This is a genomic window from Gammaproteobacteria bacterium (assembly GCA_013696315.1).
GTDB lineage: Bacteria > Pseudomonadota > Gammaproteobacteria > JACCYU01 > JACCYU01 > JACCYU01.
On record JACCYU010000174.1, the window covers coordinates 1 to 23,483 of the forward strand.

Sequence of the window (23,483 nt, forward strand, 5' to 3'; positions counted from 1 at the left end):
CGCCGAAGAGCAGGCGCGCGCGGCGGACATGGCGCGGCTGGAGGCCGAGCAGGCGCGGGACGAGGCCCGCGAACTCGCGCGCCAGGCGCAAGCGCTGTCGCAACAGGTGCGCGAGCTGGAAGCGCGCGAAACCGAACGCGGTCTGGTGCTGACATTGGGGGATCTGTTGTTCGACACGGGTCAGGCCACCTTGAGCGGCGGCGGCGCGATCGCAGTCGACAAGCTGGCCAAGTTTTTAAAGACCTATCCGGAGCGCAACGTCCTGATCGAGGGCTTCACCGACAGCACGGGCGATGAAGCCTTTAATCAGGATCTGTCCGAACGGCGCGCGCTGGCCGTGCAGGGCACGCTCCTGACCGACGGAATCGATGCGGACCGCATGCGCATTACCGGCTACGGTGAACAGTTTCCAATAGCGAGCAACGACAGCGTCAGTGGGCGCGCACAGAACCGCCGGGTGGAAGTAATCATCTCGGATCCCCAAGGGAGCATTCCCGAACGTACGGAGTGAGCCGGCGCGAGATACCGCCGGCTTGTGCCGCAGTGTTTGAGCTGGCCGGTGTCACCAGGCGTTACGGCGAGTCGGTGGCGCTGGCGCGCATCGATCTGTCGATAGAAAAGGCGCGCACCACAATACTCATCGGCCCCAGCGGCTCGGGCAAATCAACCTTGTTGCGGCTGCTCGTGCGGCTCATCGCGCCGGATACGGGCACGGTGTATTTCGAGGATCAGCCGCTGACCGACGACAACGCTGCTGTCCTGCGCCGGCGGATGGGCTTTGTCGTGCAGGAAGGCGGGCTGTTCCCGCACTTAAGCGCGCACGACAACGTCGCCCTGATGGCGCGCTATCTGCGCTGGGAAGGAGCGCGCATCGAGGCACGCATTGGCGAACTCTCGGCGCTCACGCACTTTCCCACTGACGGCCTGAAGCGCTTTCCGGTGGAGCTCTCCGGCGGCCAGCGCCAGCGCGTGAGTCTGATGCGCGCGCTGATGCTCGATCCGGGCGTGCTGCTGCTGGACGAACCGCTGGGCGCGCTGGACCCGATGATCCGCTTCGATCTGCAAAACGAACTGCGGGACATCTTCCGGGGTTTAAAAAAAACCGTGGTGATGGTGACGCACGACCTCAGCGAAGCCGGCTTCTTCGCCGATACCATCGTGCTGCTGCGCGAGGGCCGCATCGTGCAGCGCGGATCGCTGACCGAACTGCTGCGCGCGCCGGCCGATGCCTTCGTGGAGCAGTTCATCCGCGCGCAGCGGTCATCGATTGTATGAACGCCGCACCGATGCACAAGTGCGCGGCCGTGACCCTGTTGCTTGCCTGCACTGTGTTCGCGGCGGCGCCTCTGCGCGCTGAAATTTGCGTCGGCTCCAAGCAGTTCACCGAGTCGGTCATTCTGGGCGAAATAGTCGCGCAGTCGATCGGCCACGCGGCGATGACGGTCACGCATCGAGCGGAACTGGGCGGCACGCGCACCTTGTGGGGCGCGCTGCTCGCCGGTGACATCGATATATATCCTGAATACACCGGCACCATCGTGCAGGAGATCCTGGGTCACCGCGCGCTGACCGACGCCAAAGCGATACGCGCGGCGCTGGCGGAGTATGACGTGCGTATGAGTGCGCCGCTGGGTTTTAACAATACCTACGCCGTCGGTATGCGCCGGGTGCGCGCGGAGCAACTGAATATCCGCAAACTCTCCGATCTCGTCTCGCACCCGAAACTGCGGTTGGGTTTCAGCAGCGAATTCATGGACCGCGCCGACGGCTGGCCGGGTCTGGCAAGGCATTACGGGCTGCCGCAAACGGATGTTCGCGGTCTGGATCATGATTTAGCGTATCGTGGTCTGGAGGCTGGCGAAATCGACGCCACCGATCTTTACGCCACCGACGCGGAGATCCGTTATTACGATCTGGTCGTGCTCGAAGACGACCGCCATTACTTTCCCGCTTACGACGCGGTATGGTTGTACCGTGCGGCCCTGGCCACGGAGGCGCCGCGTTCTTTAGCCGCGCTCAAGCGGCTGGAAGGGCGCGTATCCCAGGGCAAGATGACGGCCATGAACGCGCGGGTCAAGCTGGATGGCGTGCCGGCTGCCATGGTCGCGGCGGATTTTATCAAGCGCGAGTTCGGGTTCAAGGCACGGTTTGACCTCCCCAGCGCTACGGACGATTTTTTTCGCTACACGCGCGAGCATCTGCTGCTGGTGCTGAGTTCGCTGACGGCGGCGGTGTTTGTCGCCGTTCCGCTCGGCATCGTCGCCGCGCGAAACCCCCGTTTCGGCCAGGTAATCTTGAGCATCACCGGCATCATCCAGACCATCCCCGCCCTGGCGCTGCTGGTGTTCATGATTCCGTTGCTTGGCATCGGCGGTGCGCCCGCGATCGTGGCGCTGTTTCTCTACAGCCTGCTGCCGATTGTGCGCAATACGTACACCGGCTTACGCGGCATCCCGCCGCAGCTCACCGAGTCGGCCGTGGCGCTGGGACTGCCCGGCTTGAGCCGCTTGCGGCTGGTGGAATTGCCGCTGGCGTTGCCGACCATTCTGGCCGGCATCAAGACCTCGGCCGTGATCAACATCGGCACCGCCACCCTGGGCGCGCTGATCGGCGCCGGCGGCTACGGTCAGCCGATACTGACCGGCATACGGCTGGACGACATCGGCCTCATTCTGCAGGGCGCCATACCGGCAGCAATGCTGGCACTGCTGGTGCAGGGGGCGTTTGAACTGGGCGAGCGCTATCTGGCGCCAAAAGGCCTGTCCGCCCGGGGCGCTGACCTATGACATTCGATCGCAACGGTGACAACACCTGGAGCGACACACAAATAAAATCGGAGGGGCACGGCATGTCAGAATCCAGGGTTGACGAACCCCCTTGCCCGGTCGTTTTTTCGAACTCGCCACAGTTATGAATCACATTACCTGGGCATTGATCGGTATGGTGGCTTACTCGCTTACCACTTTGCTGGTGAAGCTTGCGACCCGGAGCGGACAGTTTTCCAGTTTCCTCGTTCTTGCCATTGCGTGCGTCATCACTCTGACAAGCACAGTGTGCATCGTCCTCGTCCGAGGCGATTTGCAACAGGTGAGCGCGAAAGACTTCCTGAGTGCGAGTGCATGGTTTGCGTATCCTACTGGGATTGCTCTCACCGTGGCAGTGACTTCCTTATTCCGCGCGCTGTCGCTGGGCCCGGCCAGCATCGTTGTCCCAATTTATGGGATGTTTATCGTTGGCGGGTCGATTCTGGGGATTATTTTTTTGCACGAGCCGCTCACGACACGCAAGCTCGTTGGCATCAGCCTGGCCGCTATCAGCATTTACCTCCTAGCTAAAACCTCATGATGCATTAGAACGAATCTTTATGCAGTTATCGTAGGTCGCAAACGCGTTTGTTATATGCCACACGGCTCAGGTATTACATCGACAGCTCGGATAACGCCGGACGCAGAGGCGTTGCCGGACTATCTGCGTGACGGTCTTCGCATTGTCGTCATCGGCCTGAATCCGTCGATAATCTCAGCCCGCGCAGGATTTTTCTTCGCCAGTCCGCGTAATCGGTTCTGGCGGGCGTTGAATGCTTCGGGGCTGGTACCGGAGCCTTTGATCCCGGGTGTCGCCGCGCAGGAGGTGCTGTTTCGGCGCTGCGGCATCGGCTTCACGGATGTGGTCAAGCGCGCGACGCGTGGCGGCGTCGAGCTTCGGGCGGACGATTATCGACAAGGCGCGCTGCTGCTGACTGAAAAACTAATTCGCTATCGGCCGCGCGTGGCGTGGTTTCACGGCAAGGTCGCGTACGCCCAGTTTCTCAAATACACCATCGGCTCGAAGTCGCCGCCCATCGACTGGGGCATGCAGCCGGCATGTGTGAGTGAATCGCGCGTGTTCGTGACGCCCAATCCCAGCCCCGCGAAAGCAGCCTTCTCGCTGTCTTTGCTGACCGAGTGGTATCGAGCGCTCGCGCAAGCGGTGCCGTGTTCCGCCAATTGAGTTGCGCAGGCACGAATACAGCCATGAGCTACCTTTGCAGACTATCCAGAAACGTGCTGTTGGTGCTTTCGGCCGCGCCGTTGAGCAACTGAACATTCTCTATGGCGACTTTCTGGAAAGTAAGCGCGTCGATTATCTGGCCGGGCATCAGCCTGTATTTGTTGAAGATGGCGCCAGCCAGCGCTACCCTGTTTTCCGGCGTTATCGCGTCCGCATCGCCGGGACTTCCGCAACAGAACACATAAGGTTGCCAGCCGGAATCCATGGCATTGTGCAAACGTGTAAGGGCATTTCTCTCTTCAAGCGTGAACTCCATGTCTTCACGGAATCTGTAACCCGGTTTCTCCGTGGGTTGCGGCATTTTGCTTATCACTTCATTGTTATCTTCGACGGTGACGTGCGCGGGTTGCGGGTAATCTTCGAGTATGGCCCGCCGATAGGGTTGCGCACCGATGGCTGACGCGTAAAAACAGACCGCGATAGTTGCGATTCCGGTGAGTCTCATGGGTTGTCCTCCTGCCTGGTTTTGGCGGGTCGTGATACGCGGGATAACAGATCGTATTTGCACTTCAATAGGAACTGACTTCAAACTGGAGGTTCATACGAATCTTCAAACGTCATTACCAGGTAATTCATGGCCGTATCCTTAGCCGCGCTGCCCCGCACACTGCCGGCGGCGCGATTTGTCGATCTCTCACAGCCGTTTGCGATGCGACGTGGTGGCGTGCTGCCGCGCGTGCGCGTTGCCTATGAGACCTGGGGCCGGTCAAATGCCGCGCGTGATAATGCCGTGTTGCTGTTTACGGGCCTTTCGCCCAGCGCGCATGCGGCGTCCAGTCGTGATGATCCCGCGCCCGGGTGGTGGGAATACATGGTGGGCCCTGGCAAGCCGATCGACACCGATCGCTTCTTCGTGGTGTGTGTCAACTCGTTAGGCAGCTGCTTCGGTTCCACCGGGCCCGCGTCTATCGATCCAGTTTCCGGCAAGCCATACGGCGTTAATTTTCCGGAACTCACTATAGAGGACATCGCCGCGGCCGGCCACGAGGTGATGCGCGCGCTAGCGATCGAGCGCCCGCACGCCGTCGTCGGCGCCTCGCTCGGCGGCATGACGGCGCTGGCCTACACGATGTCGCGTGCGCCGGATGTGGAAAAGCTGGTGATTATCTCGGCGGCCGCGCGCGCCACCGCCTTCGCCATCGCGATACGTTCATTGCAACGGGAAATCATCTGCTCGGACCCGGCCTGGGCTGGCGGTCATTACGCGCCGGATCAGCAGCCGCTGATGGGTATGCGGCTGGCGCGCAAGCTCGGGATGATTTCTTATCGATCCGCGCAGGAATGGCAGCAGCGGTTTGGCCACCACGAAGTGATTACACACGGTGAGCAGCCATTCGGCATTCTGTACGAGATCGAATCCTATCTGGACTACAACGCGCGCAAGTTCGTGGGCGGCTTCGACGCCAACTGCTATCTGTACCTGTCGCGCAGCATGGATCTGTTTGACCTGGCCGCGCACGGTAGCTCGCTTAAGGCCGCGTTAAGTAAAATTCAGGCGCGACGCGCGACCATCATCGGCGTGACAAGCGATGTGCTGTTTCCGTTCGATCAGCAGCAGGAGCTGGCCGATTCCATGCGTGACACCGCGCGGGACGTGCGCCTGATCCGGCTGGACGCCGTCAACGGCCACGATTCGTTTCTGATCGATCGTGATCGATTTGCGCCGGTGGTGCGGAATATTTTCTCGGGGTGAGTCGGGCCCATTCGATAGACTCAGGGGCACAGCGAATAAAGCTCCGCGCCGGCGAACGACCCGCAAGGTTGGGGGGCTAGATCACTGCGCCACGGATGGCTCGCCATGACCAGCGATCGATATGTCGCTGCAATCTACCTCTACGCGGCCTTGCAGGACTACCTCTTTTTTCGTTCGCCGATCGGTGTGTAGTCGCGGCGCTGATGACCCGTGTAGAGTTGCCGCGGCCGGCCGATGCGCGCCTGCGGATCGCCCATCATCTCCATCCAGTGCGACAGCCAGCCTACCGTGCGCGCCAGCGCGAAGATGACTGTGAACATATTCAGCGGAATGCCCATCGCGCGCAGGATGATGCCCGAGTAGAAGTCCACGTTCGGGTACAATTTGCGTTCCACGAAATAGTCATCCTGCAGCGCGATACGCTCCAGTTCCATGGCGACATCGAACACTCGCTGGTTGGGATTGTCATCGCCCAGTTCGGCCAGTATTGCGTGACAGCTCTCGCGGATGATCGTGGCGCGTGGATCGTAGTTCTTGTATATGCGGTGACCAAAGCCCATCAGCCGGAAGCGGTCGTCCTTGTCCTTGGCGCGGTCGATGTAGTGCTTTACGTCTTGATCGGATTTGACGATGCGGTCAAGCATTCTGATCACGGCTTCGTTGGCGCCGCCATGCGCGGGGCCCCACAATGAACCGATACCCGCCGACAGCGCGGCGAACGGACTCGCTTCCGAGCTACCGGTCAGCCGCACCGTGGATGTCGAGGCGTTTTGTTCGTGATCCGCGTGCAGAATCAGGATCAGGTCAAGCGCGCGCACCATGACGGGGTTGGGTTCATAAGGCCGCGCTGGGACGGGTAAGCCGTACATCATGCATAAAAAGTTGCGCGTGTAATCGAGCTGGTAGTTCGGGTACATGAACGGCTGACCGATCGAATACTTGTAACACCAGGCGGCGATGGTCGGCATCTTGGCGATCAATCGGTGCGCGGACTGCTCGCGCACTTTGGGGTCGTGCACGTCCATAGTGCTGTGGTAAAAGGCCGCGAGCGCGCCGACGGTGCCGACCATGATCGCCATGGGGTGCGCTTCGTGACGAAAGCCCTTGAAGAATCCCCGCATCGCCTCGTCCAGCATGGTGTGGTTGCTGATGCTTGCCTGGTACTGTTGCAGCTGTTCTGGCGTCGGCAGCTCGCCGTAAAGCAACAGATAACACACTTCGGGATAGCTGCTGTGTTTGGCCAGTTGTTCGATCGGATAGCCGCGATAGCGCAGAATGCCCTCGTCGCCGTCGATAAAGGTGATCTGACTCTCGCAGCTGGCGGTGGACATGAAGCCCGGGTCGAAGGTGAAATAACCCAGCTCGCTGTAAAGCTTGCGTATATCGATCCCGGCAGGGCCATCGGCGCCTTTTACCACGGGCAGCTCTACCTGCTTGCCGGTCGCGTTGTCGGTTACGGTTACAGTGTCTTCGGCCATAGTCGCCCCCCTTCGGCACAGGAAAATACAGCAGGGATAAATGATCAAAATGCTTACGCTCCCGGATGCCGCGCGCCACGGTTTTCAGCAGACGTTGGCAGGTTCGTATCGGGGCGCGGCGGGCGGTGCGCGCGCTAGTGCGGACGACGTAGCTTAACATCACCCGCCGCCGCATCAACAACTCTGCGGCACTGCAATATAGCAAACGTTGCGGACACAATAAACCTAGTCGAGTCTCACGTCGCCAGCCGCGCCTCCAGCGCGGCGTGTTCCTCCGGCGTATTGACGTTCAGGAACGCATCCGGGCAATCGGTAAAGTCGGCGGTCGCCACGCGGTGCAGGCGATACCAGCGATCGATCTTGCGCTCGCCCGTTTGCAGATAGTCGTAAAGGCTAAGCAGCAAGGCGCGTTTGAGCATCGAGAATACCGGTTGTAAGCGAAGCGAATCGCGGGCCACGGCGATCTCGGCGTCGTCGCGCGAAAGCGCCGCCCACAGGCGCGCGCCCAGATCGTGCGGCAACAGCGGACTGTCGCAGGGTGCGGTAACGGCATAGCGGGTGTCGATTTGCGACAACGCGCTCGCGATGCCCGCCAGCGGCCCCTGAAAATCTTGCGTCCTGTCCGCTATCACCGGCCAGCCATAGCGCCCGTAGCGCTCCAGATTGCGATTGGCGTTGATGACGACGGCGCCGACCTGTGGTTCGAAGCGCGCGAGCACCCGTTCGATCATCGGGAGCCCGCTAATCTCGATGAGTCCCTTGTCCTTGCCGCCCATGCGGGTGGCGCGTCCGCCCGCCAGAATGACGCCGGTGATGTCGTCGCGGGGGTACGGGGGCATTATCCGGGCACTGGGTTGGAGCCCGCGTTGTTTCGGCGTTCCTGCATAAACTCGTCGTTAGATACGTCGCGCATCGGGGTAAGCACAAGCGCGAATCAATCGATCGCTGATGGTGCGGGCATTACCCGCGGCGCGCCGTATGGGTGCTGGCTCAGCTGCGGTCAATGCAGCTTCAGTTGCGGCTTGCCAGAGCGGATCAGCCAGTGCCCGATGGTCGATACGACCACCCAGCCCGCTCCGTGCAGCGCCCACAGGTGCATCTTGTAAAGCATCAGATATGCCATGCGCGCCAGCCAGCCTTCGATCATCACGTTGCCGGCCTCTTTGCCCCTGAGGTTTCCCATCAGGGTGCCCACCGTTTCGAAGCGGCTTAGATTGATCAGCGAGCCGTAATCCTTGTAAACGTACTCCGCTAACGGTTTGCTTTCCAGACGACGCTGAATCGACTTGGCCAGTAGTGAAGCCTGCTGATGCGCCGCCTGCGCGCGCGGCGGCACCGTATCGTCCCGTCCCGGACGCGGACAGCTCGCGCAATCGCCGAAGGCAAAAATCGAATCGTCGCGGGTAGTCTGCAGGGTTGTCCTGACCACAAGCTGATTGATCTTGTTGGTTTCGAGATCGTCCAGGCTGGCAAGAAAATCGGGGGCGCGGATGCCGGCCGCCCATACCTTTGTTCTGGCCTTCACGTATCTGCCGCTGTCCATGTGAAACCCGCCCTCGTCGGCGCTAACGATGCGGTCGCCGAGCACCAACTCGATGCCGATCGAGCCCAACACCTCCGCGACGTTTGCCGAGATCTTGGGCGGCAGCGCGGGCAGCACGCGGTCGGCCGCCTCGATCAGGGTAAACTTGATCTCGTCATCGGCGGGCGGGCGCTCCAGCGCGTGGGTACCCATGATGCTCAGCGCGCGGCGCAGCTCGGCGGCCAGTTCCACGCCGGTGGCTCCGGCCCCGGCGATGGCGATGTTGATACGGTCCTCGACCGACGCCTCGCGCCTGCTCGCGACGCGAAAATAGCGGTTGAGCAGGTGACGATGAAAATCGTCCGCCTGAGGACGCCGGTCAAGGAAGAAGCAGTGCTCGCGCACACCCGGCGTGTCGAAATCGTTGGTTGTACTACCCACCGCGAACACCAGCGTATCGTAGCTCAGTATGCGTTCGGGCACACTCTCGCTACCGTCTTCGTCCAAGATCGGCGCCATTGTGAGTTCGCGTCCCGCCCGGTCCAGGCCATTGACCGTACCAAGCCGAAAGCGAAAATGATGGTTGCGGGCATGCGAGAGATAATTGAGCTCGTCCTCGCTGGAATTCAGGGTGCCGGCGGCGACCTCGTGCAATAGCGGCTTCCACAGATGCGTGGTGGCGATATCGATCAGGGTAATCTCCGCCGTGCCGCGCTTGCCGAGCTTGTTGCCCAGCATGGTGGCGAGTTCCAGCCCGCCTGCGCCGCCACCTACGATAACGATACGGTGCGCGTCGGATGTCATGGTTTCATTTTTTGCTCACATACAGAGCTCGCGGATTATACGTGGCATGCTGCGGTACCAACCCCTATAATATCGAGGGTTAAGCCCCGATGCGTAAACCTCGAAGAATAATCACCAACAGATAAACCTTAAAGGACAAACCCCAAAGCATAAACCATCTGGAGGCCACCATGAAAACCAGTTTGAACATCGACCCTGGCGACCGCACCGAAATCGAGGCGGCGGTTTTCCGCCGGCTGATTGAACACCTGCGCGCCCGTCCGGAGGTTCAGAATATCGACTTAATGAATCTCGCGGATTTCTGCCGCAATTGTCTCGCCAAATGGTATCGCGCCGCCGCGCAGGACAAAGGTATCGAGATGGAATATGCCCAGGCCCGCGAGCTCGTCTACGGTATGGCTTACGACGAGTACAAGGCGAAATACCAGCGCGAGGCAACGGCCAAGCAGCAGGCCGATTTCGAGGCGCGGCAGCGCGACTAAGGCATAACACGGCGCAAACTACACGCCAACAACCAGGAGGAATCATAGTAATGCTGAATTTGGGCAATCGATACAACCGGACCCGCTATAATCTGTCCGCGCGCGGGCACCGCGAACGCGGGCTTGCCGCCGAGGTCATGGCGCGGCAGTTGCCACCAGACCAGGTCCGCGCGGTGCAGGAAAGACATAGCGGCGTCATCTCCAAGGGCGAGGTCCACAGGAAATGGCTGGATGTCGAGTATCACATGCGAAGGGCTGTGCGAGACGCCACGACGCTTGGCCTTGAAGAATCCCAGCCACTAAACATTCTGGATATCGGTTGTGGCGCCGGCTATTTTATTGCTGTGGCCAGGCATCTGGGCCATAACATAACCGGGCTCGACATGTCCGATAACGAGGTATTCAACGACTTCGTTGCGTTGATGACCATACCGCGAGTCGTCCACTGTATAACCCCTTACACACCGTTGCCCGATTTCGCCAGCCCATTTAACCTCATAACGGGGTTTCAAGTTCGGTTTAACTGGAAAACCAAACGAGAAAGATGGACCCATGAAGAATGGTCCTATTTCCTCAATGATTGCAGGTCCAGGCTAGCAACGGGAGGCCGGATGAGGTTGCAACTAAATTCGGGCAAGGATGCACGCTATAGGTACTTGCCCGAGGAAACTGTCACGCGCTTGCGGGAAGTGCCGGGAGCCACGATTCCAGCGGACAAGAGAACCATTACGGTGGCGGCTTAAGCTGCGATAGATCTGCCCGTACACGGCGGCGTTAACCTCTGCGTGAACAGAGGTTCTCCAACTGATGGTGGACATAACAATGTGCCGTCCGGCGCTAGCTCGTGCCTGATCCGCCACGCTATGGCCGTTGCGTCTGTGTCATTGCCGGGATGTCTCTACGCTAACAAACCCAATGATCAGCAGGAGACCTTAATAAATATGGGTGCGCCTGTTTCTGCCGGACGGCTGTCATGATCGACATGCATCAGCTGAGAAATTGCTACCAGCGGCTGGTGTGGAATACCGATACGGACGACGTGCCATGGTGGCAGGGGCTTGGCGTAAAAGCCGTGCGGCTGGTGCATGTGCTGGTGCGCGACATGGTCGATGGTCAGCTGACCCTGCGCGCGATGAGTCTGGTGTTCACGACCCTGCTGTCCATCGTGCCGCTGCTGGCGGTGAGTTTCTCGGTGCTCAAGGCGTTCGGCATGCACAACGAGCTGCAGCCGCTGCTGCGGAATTTTCTCGCGCCGCTCGGTCCGCGAGGCGCGGATATCAGCAATCAGATTATCGATTTCGTGGACAACATCGAGGTCGGCGTGCTGGGCGCGGTGGGCATTGCGTTTCTTTTCTATACGACCATCACGCTGATCCAGAAGGTCGAAGAGGCTTTCAATTACATCTGGCACATCGAGCGCTCGCGCACCCTGGCGCAGCAGTTCAGCAGTTATTTGAGCGTCATCATGGTGGTGCCGGTGCTGGTCATCGCCGCACTGGGCGTAACCGCGTCGTTGACCAGCAGCACGATCGTACAGGCGATCGTGGCCGTCGAGCCACTGGGCAGCCTGTACGAGTTCGCCAGCCGGCTGGTGCCGTATCTGCTGATCATCGCGGCGTTCGTGTTTATTTATATATTCATCCCCAATACGCGCGTGCGGCCGATGGCGGCCATTACAGGCGGCGTGGTGGCGGGCGTGCTATGGCAGACCACCGGCTGGATCTTCGCGCAATTCATCGCCAAATCGGCGAGCTACGCCGCAATTAATTCGGGTTTCGCGATCCTTGTCGTGCTGATGATCTGGATTTACTGGAACTGGCTGATCCTGCTGGTCGGCGCCAGTATCGTGTTTTACCAGCAACATGCGGAGTATCTGATGGCCGGGCGCAAGCAAATCCAGCCCAGCAACCGCGTACAGGAGGAACTGGCGCTGATGGTGATGGCGCTCATTGGCCAACGTTGGTATCAGCAGCGGCCTTGCTGGAGCGCGGACGAACTCGTCGAGCACCTGCATATGCCGTTCCCGGTCATCCAGGAGACGCTGAACGTGCTGGAGGAGGGCGGCTTGTTGTGCCAGACCACGGATACGCCATCGCTGTGGCTGCCTGCGTTACCACTGGAAACTACACCGATCAAGCAGGTCTTGGATGTGGTGCGAGACGCCAGCGACGGTGGTGACCTGGCGCCCCGGCGCGCGCCCGATCTGCGCGCCACGCGTGACATCGTGGCGGAAGTCGAACACGCGGTGACCGAAACATTACATGGGCGCACGCTCAAGGATCTGGTCGCGGACAGCGAAAAATCGGCCGCGCGCCTGAACGCGATCGCGCCCGAATCCGCGGAATCCGCAAATTGATGGGCATCCACCCAAGTTGCTTTAGCCAGCCCCTCGGTAGCGCATGCCGCGAGCGGTGAGGCTCGTGTTGTCGATCGGTATGTCACTGCTCGCCGCTGGTGTGCTGCTGGAGGGCGGTTTAATCGGGCTGCGGGTCAGTGAAGCCCTGACCGGGGCGGAGGATTCGAAAGCTTTTCAGCTGCTTCAGTCGCCGGCCGCGGCGCGGATTCTGATGGTCGGCGACGACGCCGGGGTCGGCTCCGGGGTCGCCTTGTCGTCCGCATCCGTTGCGGGGCGGATCGCGCAGCGGTATCCGTGTGTCAGCATTGTCAACCGCGCGCGTGACGGCGCCACCGTGCGGGATGTCGCGGCGCAGATCGATGGGACCGGCGACACGCATTTCGATCTGCTGCTGGTGTTGGCGGGTGCGAACGACGTGCTGCGTTTTGTCAGTGATGAGGAAACGGCGCGCGCCGCCAGGGCGATGCTGGCAATAGCCGGAGCGCGTGCCAGGCATGTCGTATTTCTGAACTCATCCCGGCTTGAGAGCCGCTTGCTGCCGCCGCCACTGGGCCCATGGTATCAACGGCGCGCATTGGAAAAAGCCCGCGTGCTGAGTCAGGTGTCAAGGGCGGCCGGCGTCGAGTATGTGGATGCGCCTATGGATGGATCCGCACTAACGGCCGCAAACGTATGGTGGCCGGCGCGTCTGCACGCGGACGACGACACTTATGCGCGGTGGTTTCGGTTGCTCATGGGCAAGTCGCGAGTCGCGCCCCTTCTTCAGTGCTGATCAACTGGGATTGTTTCTCGCACCATCCATCATCCGCAGGCCGGCGTTTCACCACGGGCCTGGGCCTGGCTGTAGAGCTTCAGCGCATCTGGCATGCGTTCGGTGAGGTTTTCGATGCGCGTCTCGTGCGACGGATGCGTGGACATGAATTCCGGTGGTTGCTCGCCCCCACCTGCCTTGGCCATGTTCTGCCACAGTGGCACGCTCTGGCGCGGATCGAAGCCGGCGCTCGCCATCAGGTCCAGCCCCAGCAGATCGGCCTCGCTTTCCTGCGAGCGGCCGTATGGGAGCAGAATGCCGACCTGCGCGCCCAGGCCCAGCAGCCCGAGTAACTGCGCCGGCTCTCCGCCCGAACTGGCGGCGTAGATCTGTGCGGCCGTCAGCCCGGCCTGCGTGACCACAGCCGCCGACATGCGGGCATTGCCGTGCTCCGCCAGCACATGCGCGACTTCGTGGCCAATTACGGTAGCGAGCTGATCCTGGCTCTCCGCGACTTCCAGCAGGCCGGTGTAAACGCCGATTTTGCCGCCGGGCAGCGCGAAGGCATTGACGGCCTTGTCCTCGAACACCTGCACTTCCCAGACCTGATCGGAGTCCAGCGCGCCCGTGATCGCATCGGCGACACACTCTACGTACTGGTTCACTTGAGGGTCGGATTCCGACGGCGTTTCCTGCTTCATCTGCTGGAAGGCGCTGGCGCCCATCTCGCTCATCTGATCGTCCGGAAACAGTTGCAACTGTTTGTGGCCCAGCGGCGAGGTGGCGCAGGCCGTGAGCCAGGCCGTTATAAACGTAATCAGGCAACCGCGTATCATCGTACAATTCTCCTTTCGGCGACAGCTTGGTATTGCATGATCAGCACTCCCGCAGCCGCGGCATCAATTCCACCAGGTTACAGGGCCGGGTGCGGTAATCGAGCTGATGCACGATCAATCGATCCCAGCCGTCCGCGCAAGCGCCCGATGATCCGGGCAGGCAGAAGATATACGTGCCGTTCGCTACTCCCGCGATGGCACGCGACTGCAGGGTGGACGTGCCGATGGTCTCGAAAGATAGCACCCGGAACATCTCGCCGAAGCCGTCGATTTCTTTGTCTAGCAAGGGTCGTACCGCTTCGGGCGTGCCGTCACGCCCGGTGATGCCGGTGCCGCCGGTCGTGAGAATCACCTGCGGGCCATCTTCCGCGATCCATCGGGACAGCGTCGCGCGAATGCCGTATTTGTCGTCCGGCACGATGGCCTTTTCATGCAGACGGTGGCCGCTATCCGTGAGGCGCGCCGCCAGCAGCTTGCCCGACTTGTCCGTATCCTCGACGCGGCTGTCCGAGACGGTCAACACGGCGATATTCAGGGCAATGAAAGCCCGCGCATCCGCCATCGCGATCAGTCCCGCGCCATAACCTGGTTTGCGTGCGCCATGACGATGAGCATAGCATTAACATTTGGATTCAAATAGCGGCGGCGCGGCGCCATCGATCCTATCCCGATTCGCCATGCCCTAGAAATATGAATATAGAAATTCGTCAAGCCCCTTTCGATCCGTGGGGTGCTGTCGCGCGCCATCAACTCTCGATGGAACAGGCGGGCAAATTCGGCGCCACCGCCGTGTTCGTCGGCAGCATGCGGGACTTCAACGAAGGCGCTCGTGTGACCTGGATGACCCTGGAACACTACGCGGCCATGACCGAAAAGCACCTGGCGCACCTCGCCGAACGGGCTATGGCGCGTTGGGACATAATCGACGTGCTGATTATCCATCGGGTCGGCGACGTGTATCCCGGCGATCCCATCGTGCTGGTCGCCACCTGGTCCGCGCACCGCGCCGCGGCTTATGACGCCAACCGCTTCATCATGGAAGAGCTGAAATCCACGGCGCCATTCTGGAAAAAGGAGACGCTGCGCGAGGGCAGCCGCTGGGTGGAGAGGAACACGCCGGGTTAGGCAATTGCGATTTCTGGAGGGCCCGCCCGGACTCACACGAAATTCGAAAACGGCAGCACCTCGACCTCAGTGCCCGGTTCGATGTTGCCGCTTTCCATCGGCAAAAAGATAAAGCAATTGGCCGCGGCCATCGACGTCAAAACCCCGGAGCCCTGTGCGCCGGTCTTATGCACGGTTAGCTGCCCCTGGTGGTCGCGTTCCATCATACCGCGCTGATATTCGACCCGTCCCGGGCGCTTTTTGAGTTTTGAACCGCACCGGATTTTGAGCGTCAGCGGCGGTGGCGGCGGTGCGCCCATGAGTTGCTGCAGGGCCGGCTGCACGAATACGTAAAACGTCACCATCACCGACACCGGGTTGCCGGGCAGCCCGAAAAACCAGGCTCCGGCATCATTATCGCCAATGCGCCCGAAGGCGAGCGGCCGCCCCGGTTTCATGGCGATCTTCCAGAAACCGATCTGGCCCAGTTTGTCCAGGGTGCGCTTGACGAAATCGGCCTCTCCCATGGATACGCCCCCCGACGTGATCACCACGTCGGCGAGCCGCACGGCCTGCGCGAAGGCTTCTTCCAGGGCAAGCGGGTCATCGCGAACGACGCCCATATCGATGATCTCCGCGCCCAGGCGTGTGAGCATCCCGTGCAAGGTGTAGCGGTTGCTGTCATACACGTCGCCCATCGTCAGCGGCTCGCCGATAGATTTGAGTTCGTCGCCGGTGGAGAAAAACGCGACGCGCAGGCGTCGCCGGGCCTTGACCTCGGCGATGCCCAGCGACGCCAGCAGACCCAGATGCGCCGGCAACAGTCGCTGGCCCACGGCGAGTACGCGCTCGTCGCGCGCGATATCCTCGCCCGCCGCGCGCACGTTCTGGCCGGGCTCGTTATCGGCGCCGATGCGGATAAATTCGCCCCGGACTTCCGCGCGTTCGACGATCACCACGCTGTCCGCGCCGGCCGGCACGGGCGCGCCGGTCATGATGCGGACGCAGTCGCCTTCACCGCATTCACCTTGAAATGGCCGGCCGGCGAAGGCCGTGCCGATGATCGCCAGGCTACGCGCGCTGTCTGCCGGAATGTCCGCGCCCCGAATGGCGAAACCGTCCATGGCCGAGTTGGTGTGGCCGGGCACGTCGATTTTCGAGTAAACGTCTTCGGCCAGTACGCGGCCCAGTGCGTCGCGCAAGTGTGCCTGCTCGAAACCGTCCACCGGTCTCAGCTGCGTACGCACGCGCCTGACGGCCTCATCGACGGGCAGGGAATCGGGATCGTAATCGTCCTGACAGCTTACGGAAGTCTCAATGCGGTTCTGGCTCATACGCGTCACCCGGTGAGAGCGAAAGATCGCTATTCAACGTGAATTGTAGAGCGTTTTGGCAACCGTGTGTTCCAGACAAGACAAATGCCCACCTGCGCCCGCCACTCTGATGTTAGCCAGCCCGGAGCCGTTGGCGTTACACTACTAATTATGTCGGAGCTGGATCACGCTCCTTGGCTGGTTGGCGCAGAACTATAATGTCGCGAGCGACTTCCAATCGATTATGGCGTTTGTGGCCGTCATCGTCGTCACGGCCGGCGTGGTCTGGATTAACCGCATCGCTTTCATCCTCATTGACAAGCTGGGAGAACTTTAAATGGAGTGAGTGCCAGTAGCAGCACTGGTGGTTTTCCTCATCGGGATCGGCCTGATTCTCCGCGAGATTGCCGCGCATAACAAGAATTAGCGCCGCGCGCGCGACAGGCGCGTAATCACAATAAAGACCGCTTTTGGCACGCCGAGTCGGCGAGGGAGTGGCATATGGGGTGGGTAATCTGGATCGCTGTGATCGCCTCCGGGCTGTTCGCGCTGGCGCGTATCCGCGCGAGTTTGAAGATATGGACTGGCGCGCTGGCGGTTGTGCTCATCGTGCTGGGCTGGAGCGGTTATCTCGCGTTCCCGCCTGGCGTCGTCCTATGGGGTTTGTGGCTGATTGTGGCCCTGATGAACTTTCCGGGCCCACGGCGCAGTGCGTTAAGCGCGCCGCTGCTCGATTACGTGCGGCGCGTGTTGCCGCCCATGTCGCAGACCGAGAAGACCGCCATTCAGGCAGGCGGCGTGTGGTGGGACGCCGAGCTGTTTCAGGGCAATCCGCAATGGAGCAGATTGCTGAACACGCCGGCGCCACGACTCACCGAGGAAGAACAGACATTCATCGACGGTCCGGTGGAAACGCTGTGCCGAATGCTCGACGACTGGCAGATCACGCACGAATTGAACGATCTTCCGCCTGCTGTCTGGGCGTTTCTTAAAGCGAATCGTATCTTCGGCATGATTATCCCGAAATCGTACGGCGGGCACGGCTTCTCCGCGCTGGCGCATTCCACCGTGGTGATGAAAATCACCAGCCGCAGCTGCGCGGCCGCGGTCACGGTGATGGTGCCCAACTCGCTGGGTCCTGCAGAGTTACTGCTGCATTACGGCACGGACAAGCAGAAGAATCATTATCTACCGCGTCTGGCGCGGGGTGAGGAAATTCCGTGTTTCGCCTTGACGGCGCCCACGGCCGGTTCGGATGCCGGCGCGATCCCGGATTTCGGCGTCATCTGCCGAGGCGAATACCAAGGCCAAATCGTGCTCGGTCTGCGCCTCACCTGGGACAAGCGCTATATCACCCTGGCGCCGGTTGCCTCCGTGCTGGGGCTCGCGTTCAAGGCCGTCGATCCCGATCACCTGCTGGGAGACGCGGAGGAACTGGGCATCACCTGCGCACTGATTCCGACCGATACACCGGGTGTGAATATCGGCCGGCGTCACAACCCGCTGGACACCGCATTCCAGAATGGTCCGACTTCCGGGCGCGACGTTTTCATACCGATGGACTGGATCATCGGCGGTCAGGCGCAAGTCGGGCGCGGCTGGGCGATGCTGATGGAGTGTCTGTCGGTGGGTCGCGGTATCTCGTTGCCAGCGCTGGGCACGGGTCTTGGCAAGCACGCCAGCCGCTATGCGGGCGCATACGCCGCCGTGCGCAAACAGTTCGGACTTCCGATCGGCCACTTCGAAGGCGTGGAGGAAGTGCTGGCGCGCATCGGCGGACTGACCTACATGATGGACGCCGCGCGCCTGCTCACCGCTGCGGCGATCGATGCCGGTGAAAGGCCGTCGGTGGTGTCGGCGATCGTCAAGTATCACAACACCGAGGCCATGCGCCAGGTGATCAACGACGCCATGGACATTCACGGTGGGCGCGGCATTTGTCTGGGCGCGCGCAATTATCTCGCCTCCGGCTACAAGTCTACACCAGTCAGCATCACTGTGGAGGGCGCGAATATCCTCACGCGCGGCCTGATCATCTTCGGGCAGGGCGCGCTGCGCTGTCATCCTTATCTGGTGCGCGAGATGGACGCGGCCTGCGATCCGGATCGCGAGGCGGGCTTGGCCGCGTTCGATCTGGCGTTGTTCTCGCATCTGGGTTATGGCGTGCGCAACGCCGCGCGCGCGCTGCTTTACGGGCTGACCGGGGGCCGGCTCTCGCCGGCGCCGGTGGCTGCGCCGACCGCGCGTTACTATCAACACGCGGCGCGTATGAGCGCGGCCTTTGCCGTAATCGCGGATGTGGCCATGCTGCTGATGGGCGGCGCGCTCAAGCGCAAGGAAAAACTGTCCGGGCGTTTCGCCGATGCGCTCGGCTGCCTGTTTCTCTTATCCGCCGCGCTCAAGCGTTTCGAGGATACCGGCAGGCCGCGGGCGGACCTGCCGCTGGTGGAATGGGTCGCCCAGTATTGTCTCTATCGCGTACAGGACGCGCTGGACGGCGTGCTGCGCAATTTTCCGTCGCGCGTGCTCGGCGTGTTGCTGCGTGTGCTGGTGTTTCCGCTGGGGCGACGATTTCGTTATCCGGCCGATCCGCTGGGCACCGAAATCGCCAATCTGCTGCTGACACCGTCCGCTGCCCGCGATCGCCTGACCGCGGGCATTCATATCTCGTCGGATTCCAAAGATGCGGCGGGGCGCGTCGAATACGCGCTGCAACAAACGACGGCTATCGCGCCCGTGGAACACAAACTGCGCGCCGCGCTCATCAAACCACCGTCGTATGGCTACGGCGACGAATGGCTTCATGCGGCCGTTGTGAGTGGCATCATCACCACCGCCGAGGCCGCGCAGTATCGCACCGCGCAGCAGGCTGTCATGGACGCTATTCAGGTGGACGATTTTCCGCAGACCCTGGGCGCAGATGCGCAAACGCTGGCGCAAGCGTCACGTCCGGCATATTCGGAGCAGGCACGGTCATGAAAGATTACACACGCCAAATCCGCCGCGCCGCGGTGCTGGGCGCCGGCGTCATGGGCGCGCAGATCGCCGCGCATCTGGCCAACGCCGGCGTGCCGGTATATTTGTTCGACCTGCCGGCCGATGGCGACGACAAGAACACCATCGCCAGAAAAGGCGTGCTGGCTCTGCTCAAGCTCAAGCCCGCGCCACTGGCCAACACCGCCACGGCTGCCGCCATCGAGCCCGCCAATTACGAACAGCATCTAGCGCGGCTTGCCCACTGCGATCTAGTAATCGAGGCTATCGCGGAAAAGCTGGAATGGAAGCACGATCTGTATCGAAAGATCGCGCCCTGCTTAAATGAAAACGCGTTACTCGCGACCAACACGTCGGGCATCGCCATCGCGACGCTCGCGGAATCCCTGCCGGATTCTTTGCGCGCGCGATTTTGCGGCGTGCATTTTTTCAATCCGCCGCGCTACATGCCTCTGGTGGAGCTGATCGCGCACAAAAGCACGGGCGACGCAACGCTCGACGTGCTCGAAGGCTTTCTTACGACGACACTGGGCAAGGGCGTGGTGCGCGCCAATGACACACCCGGCTTCATCGCCAACCGGGTGGGCGTGTTCGCCATGCTGGCGGTAATTCATCACGCCGAGCGCTTAAATCTGCCATTCGATCTGGTCGATAAATTAACCGGCGCGGGCATCGGTCGCCGCAAGAGCGCGACCTTCCGCACCGCGGACGTGGTCGGCCTGGATACGTTCGCGCACGTGGTTCGCGGCCTGGCGGCAGTTACGCCGGACGATCCATGGGCGGCGTGTTACCGGGTGCCGGCCTGGGTGGACAAACTGATCGAAAAAGGCGCGCTGGGCCAGAAAACAGGCGTCGGTGTTTACGCCAGGGCCGGCCGCGATATCCAGGTGCTCGATCTTGAAAATAAGACGTATCGCAGAGTGCGGTCGGCGCTGGACGATCGCGTACGCAATATGCTCGAAGAGCGAGACCCCGCGCGGAAATTTCAGGCGCTGCTCGCACTCGATCACCCCCAGGCAGACTTTCTGCTCGCCATTCATCGCGATCTGTTTCACTTCTGCGCCGTACACGTAGCGGAGATCGCGCCTACCGCGCGGGATATCGATGTCGCCATGCGCTGGGGTTATGGCTGGCAGCTTGGGCCCTTCGAGATGTGGCAGGCGGCCGGCTGGCGCGAGGTGAGGCAGTACATTCAGGATGGTATCGCAGCGGCCCACACCTTGAGTGCCGCGCCGTTGCCGGACTGGGTTACTGACCCTGCGCGGACGGCGGTCCACGACGCGCACGGCTCGTGGTCCGCGTCCGAAGGTGACGCGACGCCGTCGGTGAGTTACCCGGTTTATCGCCGCCAGGTATTCCGTCAGCGCGTGCTGGGGGAACCGGAACCGCGCTGGGAGACGGCGTACGAGACCGACGCAGTGCGCCTGTGGCACATGGGCGACGACTTGGCCGTGCTGGGCTTCAAGACACGGCTGCATGTCATCGGCGCGACAGTGCTGGAAGGCGTACAGGCGACGCTAGCCATCGCCGAGCGCGATTTCAAGGCGCTGGTGCTGTGGCAGACCGAGCCGCCGTTCTGTGCCGGCGCCAATCTGCGCGAATTGACTGAGGCAGCTCTTGCGGGCCGCTTCGATGACATCGAGGCGCTGGTGGAGGAATTTCAGCGCGCCAGCCTCGCGCTGCGTCATTCGATGATCCCGACCGTGGCTGCTTGTCAGGGTCTGGCGCTGGGCGGCGGCTGCGAATTCCTGCTGCACTGCGACCGCACGGTCGCGGCGCTGGAAAGCTACATTGGCCTCGTCGAGGTCGGCGTGGGCCTGATTCCCGGCGGCGGCGGTTGCAAGGAAATGGCGATGCGCGCGGCGGACGCGGCGCAGGGTGGCGATCTGCTGCCGTTTCTAGCCCGTTACTTCGAGCGGGCGGCCAAGGCGATGGTCGCCGCCAGCGCCGCCGAGGCGCGCGACTGGAATTACCTGCGCTCGGCCGACAAGATAATTTTGAATCCGTACGAATTGCTGCACGTCGCGAAGTCCGAAGCGCTGGCGCTATACGAGTCCGTATATCGTCCGCCACTGCCGCGCAACGATATCCCCGTGGCCGGCGCGCCCGGCATCGCTACCTTGCAGGCACAACTGGTGAACATGCTGGAAGGCGGCTTCATCTCGCCGCACGACTACGAGATCGTGCGGCGGTTGGCGTACGTAATGTGCGGCGGGGAAGTGACCGCGGGCACAAGGGTCAGCGAGCAATGGCTGCTCAAGCTCGAACGCACGGCGTTCATGGAGCTGCTGCGGATGGAAAAGACGCAGCAACGCATTTTGCATACGCTTCGGACTGGGAAGCCGCTGCGGAATTAGATTTCACAGGCACTTCCATGCGCCGATTAGCTTATCTGACACTTCTAACATCCGCTTGTACGATGGGGACCACCTTCGACGCGCGGAATGAATCATATGTTGACACGGGGGATGAACCATTTGTTTTTGTATCACTTTGCTCTTTAATTACTGATCCAGATAAATTCCACAAGAAGAATGTTCGCCTAATCGCGGTACTTGACTTGCAGGCTGAGGGCGACAAGCTGTGTTTGCATAAGGAAGACGTGAAATATGGGGCTACTTCAAAACTACCTTTCGGTCAGCATTGACTCTAAACAACGTGAGGCGACGTACGAGAGCCTCTTAAAATATGAACAAGGACTAATGTCGTGATGGATGGTGCTTTTCACAAAGATGGTTACGGTGGTGTCTTTGCGGGTTCAATAAGGGGCGTTCGACAGATTCGTGGGTGGGGGTCTACGGAACGTTGGCGCCTGAGATTACATTATCGGTAGCAACTGGATGGACGTATTTTGCCGGAGCTAGATTTTTGGGAAGCATGCGATGAATAAGCAAACCCAGGATGCCTACGTCGTTAATGCACTGCGCACGCCGGTAGGCAAGGCGTCTCGTGGAATGTTCGCGACGACGCGGCCGGACGATTTACTCGCGCACGTCATTCGCGGTCTGCTGGCGCGCTATCCGCAACTGGACAAGCGCCTGATCGGCGATGTCATCGTCGGCTGCGCGATGCCCGAGGCCGAGCAGGGCATGAACGTTGCGCGCATCGCGCTGTTGCTGGCGGGGCTGCCGGATTCAGTGCCGGGGGTTACGGTCAACCGTTTCTGTGCGTCGGGCCTGCAGGCAGTCGCCATGGCGGCGGATCGTATTCGTCTGGGCGAGGCGGACATCATGCTTGCGGCGGGTACCGAGAGCATGAGCCTGATACCCATGATGGGTAACAAGATCGCCTTCAATCCGCGCCTGTTCGCTGGTGACAGCGACGTCGGCATCGCCTACGGCATGGGCACCACCGCCGAGAAGGTCGCCGTGCGCTGGAAGATCAGCCGCGAGGCACAGGATGAATTTGCCCTGGAGAGTCACAAGCGCGCGCTGGCCGCCATTGGGACCGGCGAATTCAGCGACGAGATCCTGCCATACGAGGTGACACGCGCGCTTCCCGATATGGCGCAAGGCGTGGTTAGCATCCAGCGCCGTGAAGTGGACATCGACGAAGGTCCGCGCGCGGATTCCACCATCGAAGGCCTGGCCGCGCTGCGCCCGCTGTTCGCCGTGCACGGCAGCGTCACGGCCGGTAACAGCTCTCAGATGAGCGATGGCGCCGCGGCGGTGCTGCTGGCGAGCCAACGCGGCCTGAAGATGCTTGAAACTTCGCCCGTGGCGCGTTTTCTGGGTTACGCGGTCGCCGGGGTTGCGCCGGAGGTGATGGGCATCGGTCCGATCGAGGCGATCCCGAAGGCGCTGAAGCTGACCGGTATCAACCAGAATGCGCTGGACTGGATCGAACTCAACGAAGCGTTCGCGGCGCAAAGTCTTGCCGTGATCGGCGAACTGGATCTGGATCGCGCGAAGGTCAATCCACTGGGCGGCGCGATCGCGCTGGGACATCCGCTGGGCGCGACCGGCGCGATCCGCACCGCCACCCTGATCCACGGACTCAAGCGCCATGGACTAAAATATGGAATGGTGACCATGTGTGTAGGCACCGGCATGGGCGCGGCCGGCGTATTCGAGGCCATCATGTAACATCACGCTGGTCAA

21 protein-coding genes are annotated in these 23,483 nt (G+C 61.3%); 14 read left to right on the forward strand and 7 right to left on the reverse strand.

The features are described from left to right. The 5 genes from H0V34_10235 to H0V34_10255 form a co-directional block, all read left to right on the forward strand. Window positions 1-511: OmpA family protein (locus H0V34_10235; GenBank protein ID MBA2492050.1), on the forward strand; the 511-nt coding region annotated here is incomplete at its 5' end. 32 nt (window positions 512-543) lie between these two features. Beyond that, the gene (locus H0V34_10240) at window positions 544-1,275 is read left to right on the forward strand and encodes an ATP-binding cassette domain-containing protein (GenBank protein MBA2492051.1); all 732 of its coding nucleotides are present in this window, start codon (window positions 544-546) and stop codon (window positions 1,273-1,275) included. A gap of 11 nt (window positions 1,276-1,286) precedes the next feature. Continuing rightward, window positions 1,287-2,786 (forward strand): ABC transporter permease subunit, encoded by a 1,500-nt coding sequence (locus tag H0V34_10245; GenBank protein ID MBA2492052.1) that lies wholly within the window; start codon window positions 1,287-1,289, stop codon window positions 2,784-2,786. 124 nt (window positions 2,787-2,910) lie between these two features. Further along, window positions 2,911-3,345 carry an EamA family transporter gene (locus H0V34_10250; GenBank protein ID MBA2492053.1) on the forward strand — a complete coding sequence of 145 codons (435 nt, stop codon included), beginning with the start codon at window positions 2,911-2,913 and terminating at the stop codon, window positions 3,343-3,345. A 54-nt stretch (window positions 3,346-3,399) separates the two neighbouring features. Then, window positions 3,400-3,990 (forward strand): mismatch-specific DNA-glycosylase, encoded by a 591-nt coding sequence (locus tag H0V34_10255; protein MBA2492054.1) that lies wholly within the window; start codon window positions 3,400-3,402, stop codon window positions 3,988-3,990. A gap of 28 nt (window positions 3,991-4,018) precedes the next feature. On the opposite strand, the gene H0V34_10260 is transcribed toward H0V34_10255, so the two are convergent. Continuing rightward, window positions 4,019-4,495, reverse strand: a complete 477-nt coding sequence (locus tag H0V34_10260; GenBank protein MBA2492055.1) for a hypothetical protein — start codon at window positions 4,493-4,495, stop codon at window positions 4,019-4,021. Between the two features lie 129 nt (window positions 4,496-4,624). Between H0V34_10260 and H0V34_10265 the strand changes: the two genes are divergently transcribed. Then, window positions 4,625-5,743 carry a homoserine O-acetyltransferase gene (locus H0V34_10265; protein ID MBA2492056.1) on the forward strand — a complete coding sequence of 373 codons (1,119 nt, stop codon included), beginning with the start codon at window positions 4,625-4,627 and terminating at the stop codon, window positions 5,741-5,743. A 158-nt stretch (window positions 5,744-5,901) separates the two neighbouring features. On the opposite strand, the gene H0V34_10270 is transcribed toward H0V34_10265, so the two are convergent. The 3 genes from H0V34_10270 to H0V34_10280 form a co-directional block, all read right to left on the reverse strand. Further along, window positions 5,902-7,221: a citrate synthase gene (locus H0V34_10270; GenBank protein ID MBA2492057.1), complete on the reverse strand. Its 1,320-nt coding sequence runs from the start codon at window positions 7,219-7,221 to the stop codon at window positions 5,902-5,904. A 236-nt stretch (window positions 7,222-7,457) separates the two neighbouring features. Further along, complete coding sequence (gene mobA / locus H0V34_10275) at window positions 7,458-8,060, reverse strand: molybdenum cofactor guanylyltransferase (protein MBA2492058.1); 603 nt, start codon at window positions 8,058-8,060, stop codon at window positions 7,458-7,460. 161 nt (window positions 8,061-8,221) lie between these two features. Continuing rightward, complete coding sequence (locus H0V34_10280) at window positions 8,222-9,547, reverse strand: NAD(P)/FAD-dependent oxidoreductase (GenBank protein ID MBA2492059.1); 1,326 nt, start codon at window positions 9,545-9,547, stop codon at window positions 8,222-8,224. 188 nt (window positions 9,548-9,735) lie between these two features. Between H0V34_10280 and H0V34_10285 the strand changes: the two genes are divergently transcribed. The 4 genes from H0V34_10285 (at window position 9,736) to H0V34_10300 (ending at window position 13,157) form a co-directional block, all read left to right on the forward strand. Continuing rightward, on the forward strand, window positions 9,736-10,029 hold the full coding sequence (locus H0V34_10285) for a DUF1244 domain-containing protein (protein MBA2492060.1): 294 nt from the start codon (window positions 9,736-9,738) through the stop codon (window positions 10,027-10,029). Between the two features lie 50 nt (window positions 10,030-10,079). Further along, window positions 10,080-10,772 carry a class I SAM-dependent methyltransferase gene (locus H0V34_10290; protein MBA2492061.1) on the forward strand — a complete coding sequence of 231 codons (693 nt, stop codon included), beginning with the start codon at window positions 10,080-10,082 and terminating at the stop codon, window positions 10,770-10,772. Window positions 10,773-11,002: 230 nt separating this feature from the next. Then, window positions 11,003-12,385: a YihY family inner membrane protein gene (locus H0V34_10295; GenBank protein ID MBA2492062.1), complete on the forward strand. Its 1,383-nt coding sequence runs from the start codon at window positions 11,003-11,005 to the stop codon at window positions 12,383-12,385. Between the two features lie 43 nt (window positions 12,386-12,428). Continuing rightward, a complete protein-coding gene (locus H0V34_10300) occupies window positions 12,429-13,157 on the forward strand; it encodes an SGNH/GDSL hydrolase family protein (GenBank protein ID MBA2492063.1) in 729 nt (242 codons plus the stop codon). 29 nt (window positions 13,158-13,186) lie between these two features. Here H0V34_10300 and H0V34_10305 read toward each other — a convergent pair whose 3' ends face one another. Both H0V34_10305 and moaB read right to left on the reverse strand, forming a co-directional pair. Further along, window positions 13,187-13,972 carry a M48 family metallopeptidase gene (locus tag H0V34_10305; GenBank protein MBA2492064.1) on the reverse strand — a complete coding sequence of 262 codons (786 nt, stop codon included), beginning with the start codon at window positions 13,970-13,972 and terminating at the stop codon, window positions 13,187-13,189. 40 nt (window positions 13,973-14,012) lie between these two features. Beyond that, window positions 14,013-14,534, reverse strand: a complete 522-nt coding sequence (moaB, locus tag H0V34_10310; GenBank protein MBA2492065.1) for a molybdenum cofactor biosynthesis protein B — start codon at window positions 14,532-14,534, stop codon at window positions 14,013-14,015. A 128-nt stretch (window positions 14,535-14,662) separates the two neighbouring features. On the opposite strand from moaB, the gene H0V34_10315 reads away from it, so the two are divergent. Further along, window positions 14,663-15,097, forward strand: a complete 435-nt coding sequence (locus H0V34_10315) for a molybdenum cofactor biosynthesis protein MoaE (GenBank protein ID MBA2492066.1) — start codon at window positions 14,663-14,665, stop codon at window positions 15,095-15,097. A 32-nt stretch (window positions 15,098-15,129) separates the two neighbouring features. Here the strand turns inward: H0V34_10315 and H0V34_10320 are convergent, their stop codons facing one another. Then, window positions 15,130-16,410, reverse strand: coding sequence for a molybdopterin molybdotransferase MoeA (locus H0V34_10320; GenBank protein ID MBA2492067.1), 1,281 nt, complete (start codon window positions 16,408-16,410; stop codon window positions 15,130-15,132). Between the two features lie 480 nt (window positions 16,411-16,890). Between H0V34_10320 and H0V34_10325 the strand changes: the two genes are divergently transcribed. The 3 genes from H0V34_10325 to H0V34_10335 all read left to right on the forward strand — a co-directional run bounded on the left by H0V34_10325 (window position 16,891) and on the right by H0V34_10335 (window position 23,468). Then, window positions 16,891-19,368: an acyl-CoA dehydrogenase gene (locus H0V34_10325; GenBank protein MBA2492068.1), complete on the forward strand. Its 2,478-nt coding sequence runs from the start codon at window positions 16,891-16,893 to the stop codon at window positions 19,366-19,368. Beyond that, window positions 19,365-21,740, forward strand: a complete 2,376-nt coding sequence (locus H0V34_10330) for a 3-hydroxyacyl-CoA dehydrogenase/enoyl-CoA hydratase family protein (GenBank protein ID MBA2492069.1) — start codon at window positions 19,365-19,367, stop codon at window positions 21,738-21,740. Before H0V34_10325 ends, H0V34_10330 begins: the two co-directional genes overlap by 4 nt. A 525-nt stretch (window positions 21,741-22,265) precedes the next feature. Next, a complete protein-coding gene (locus H0V34_10335; protein ID MBA2492070.1) occupies window positions 22,266-23,468 on the forward strand; it encodes an acetyl-CoA C-acyltransferase in 1,203 nt (400 codons plus the stop codon). Window positions 23,469-23,483: the final 15 nt, after the last annotated feature.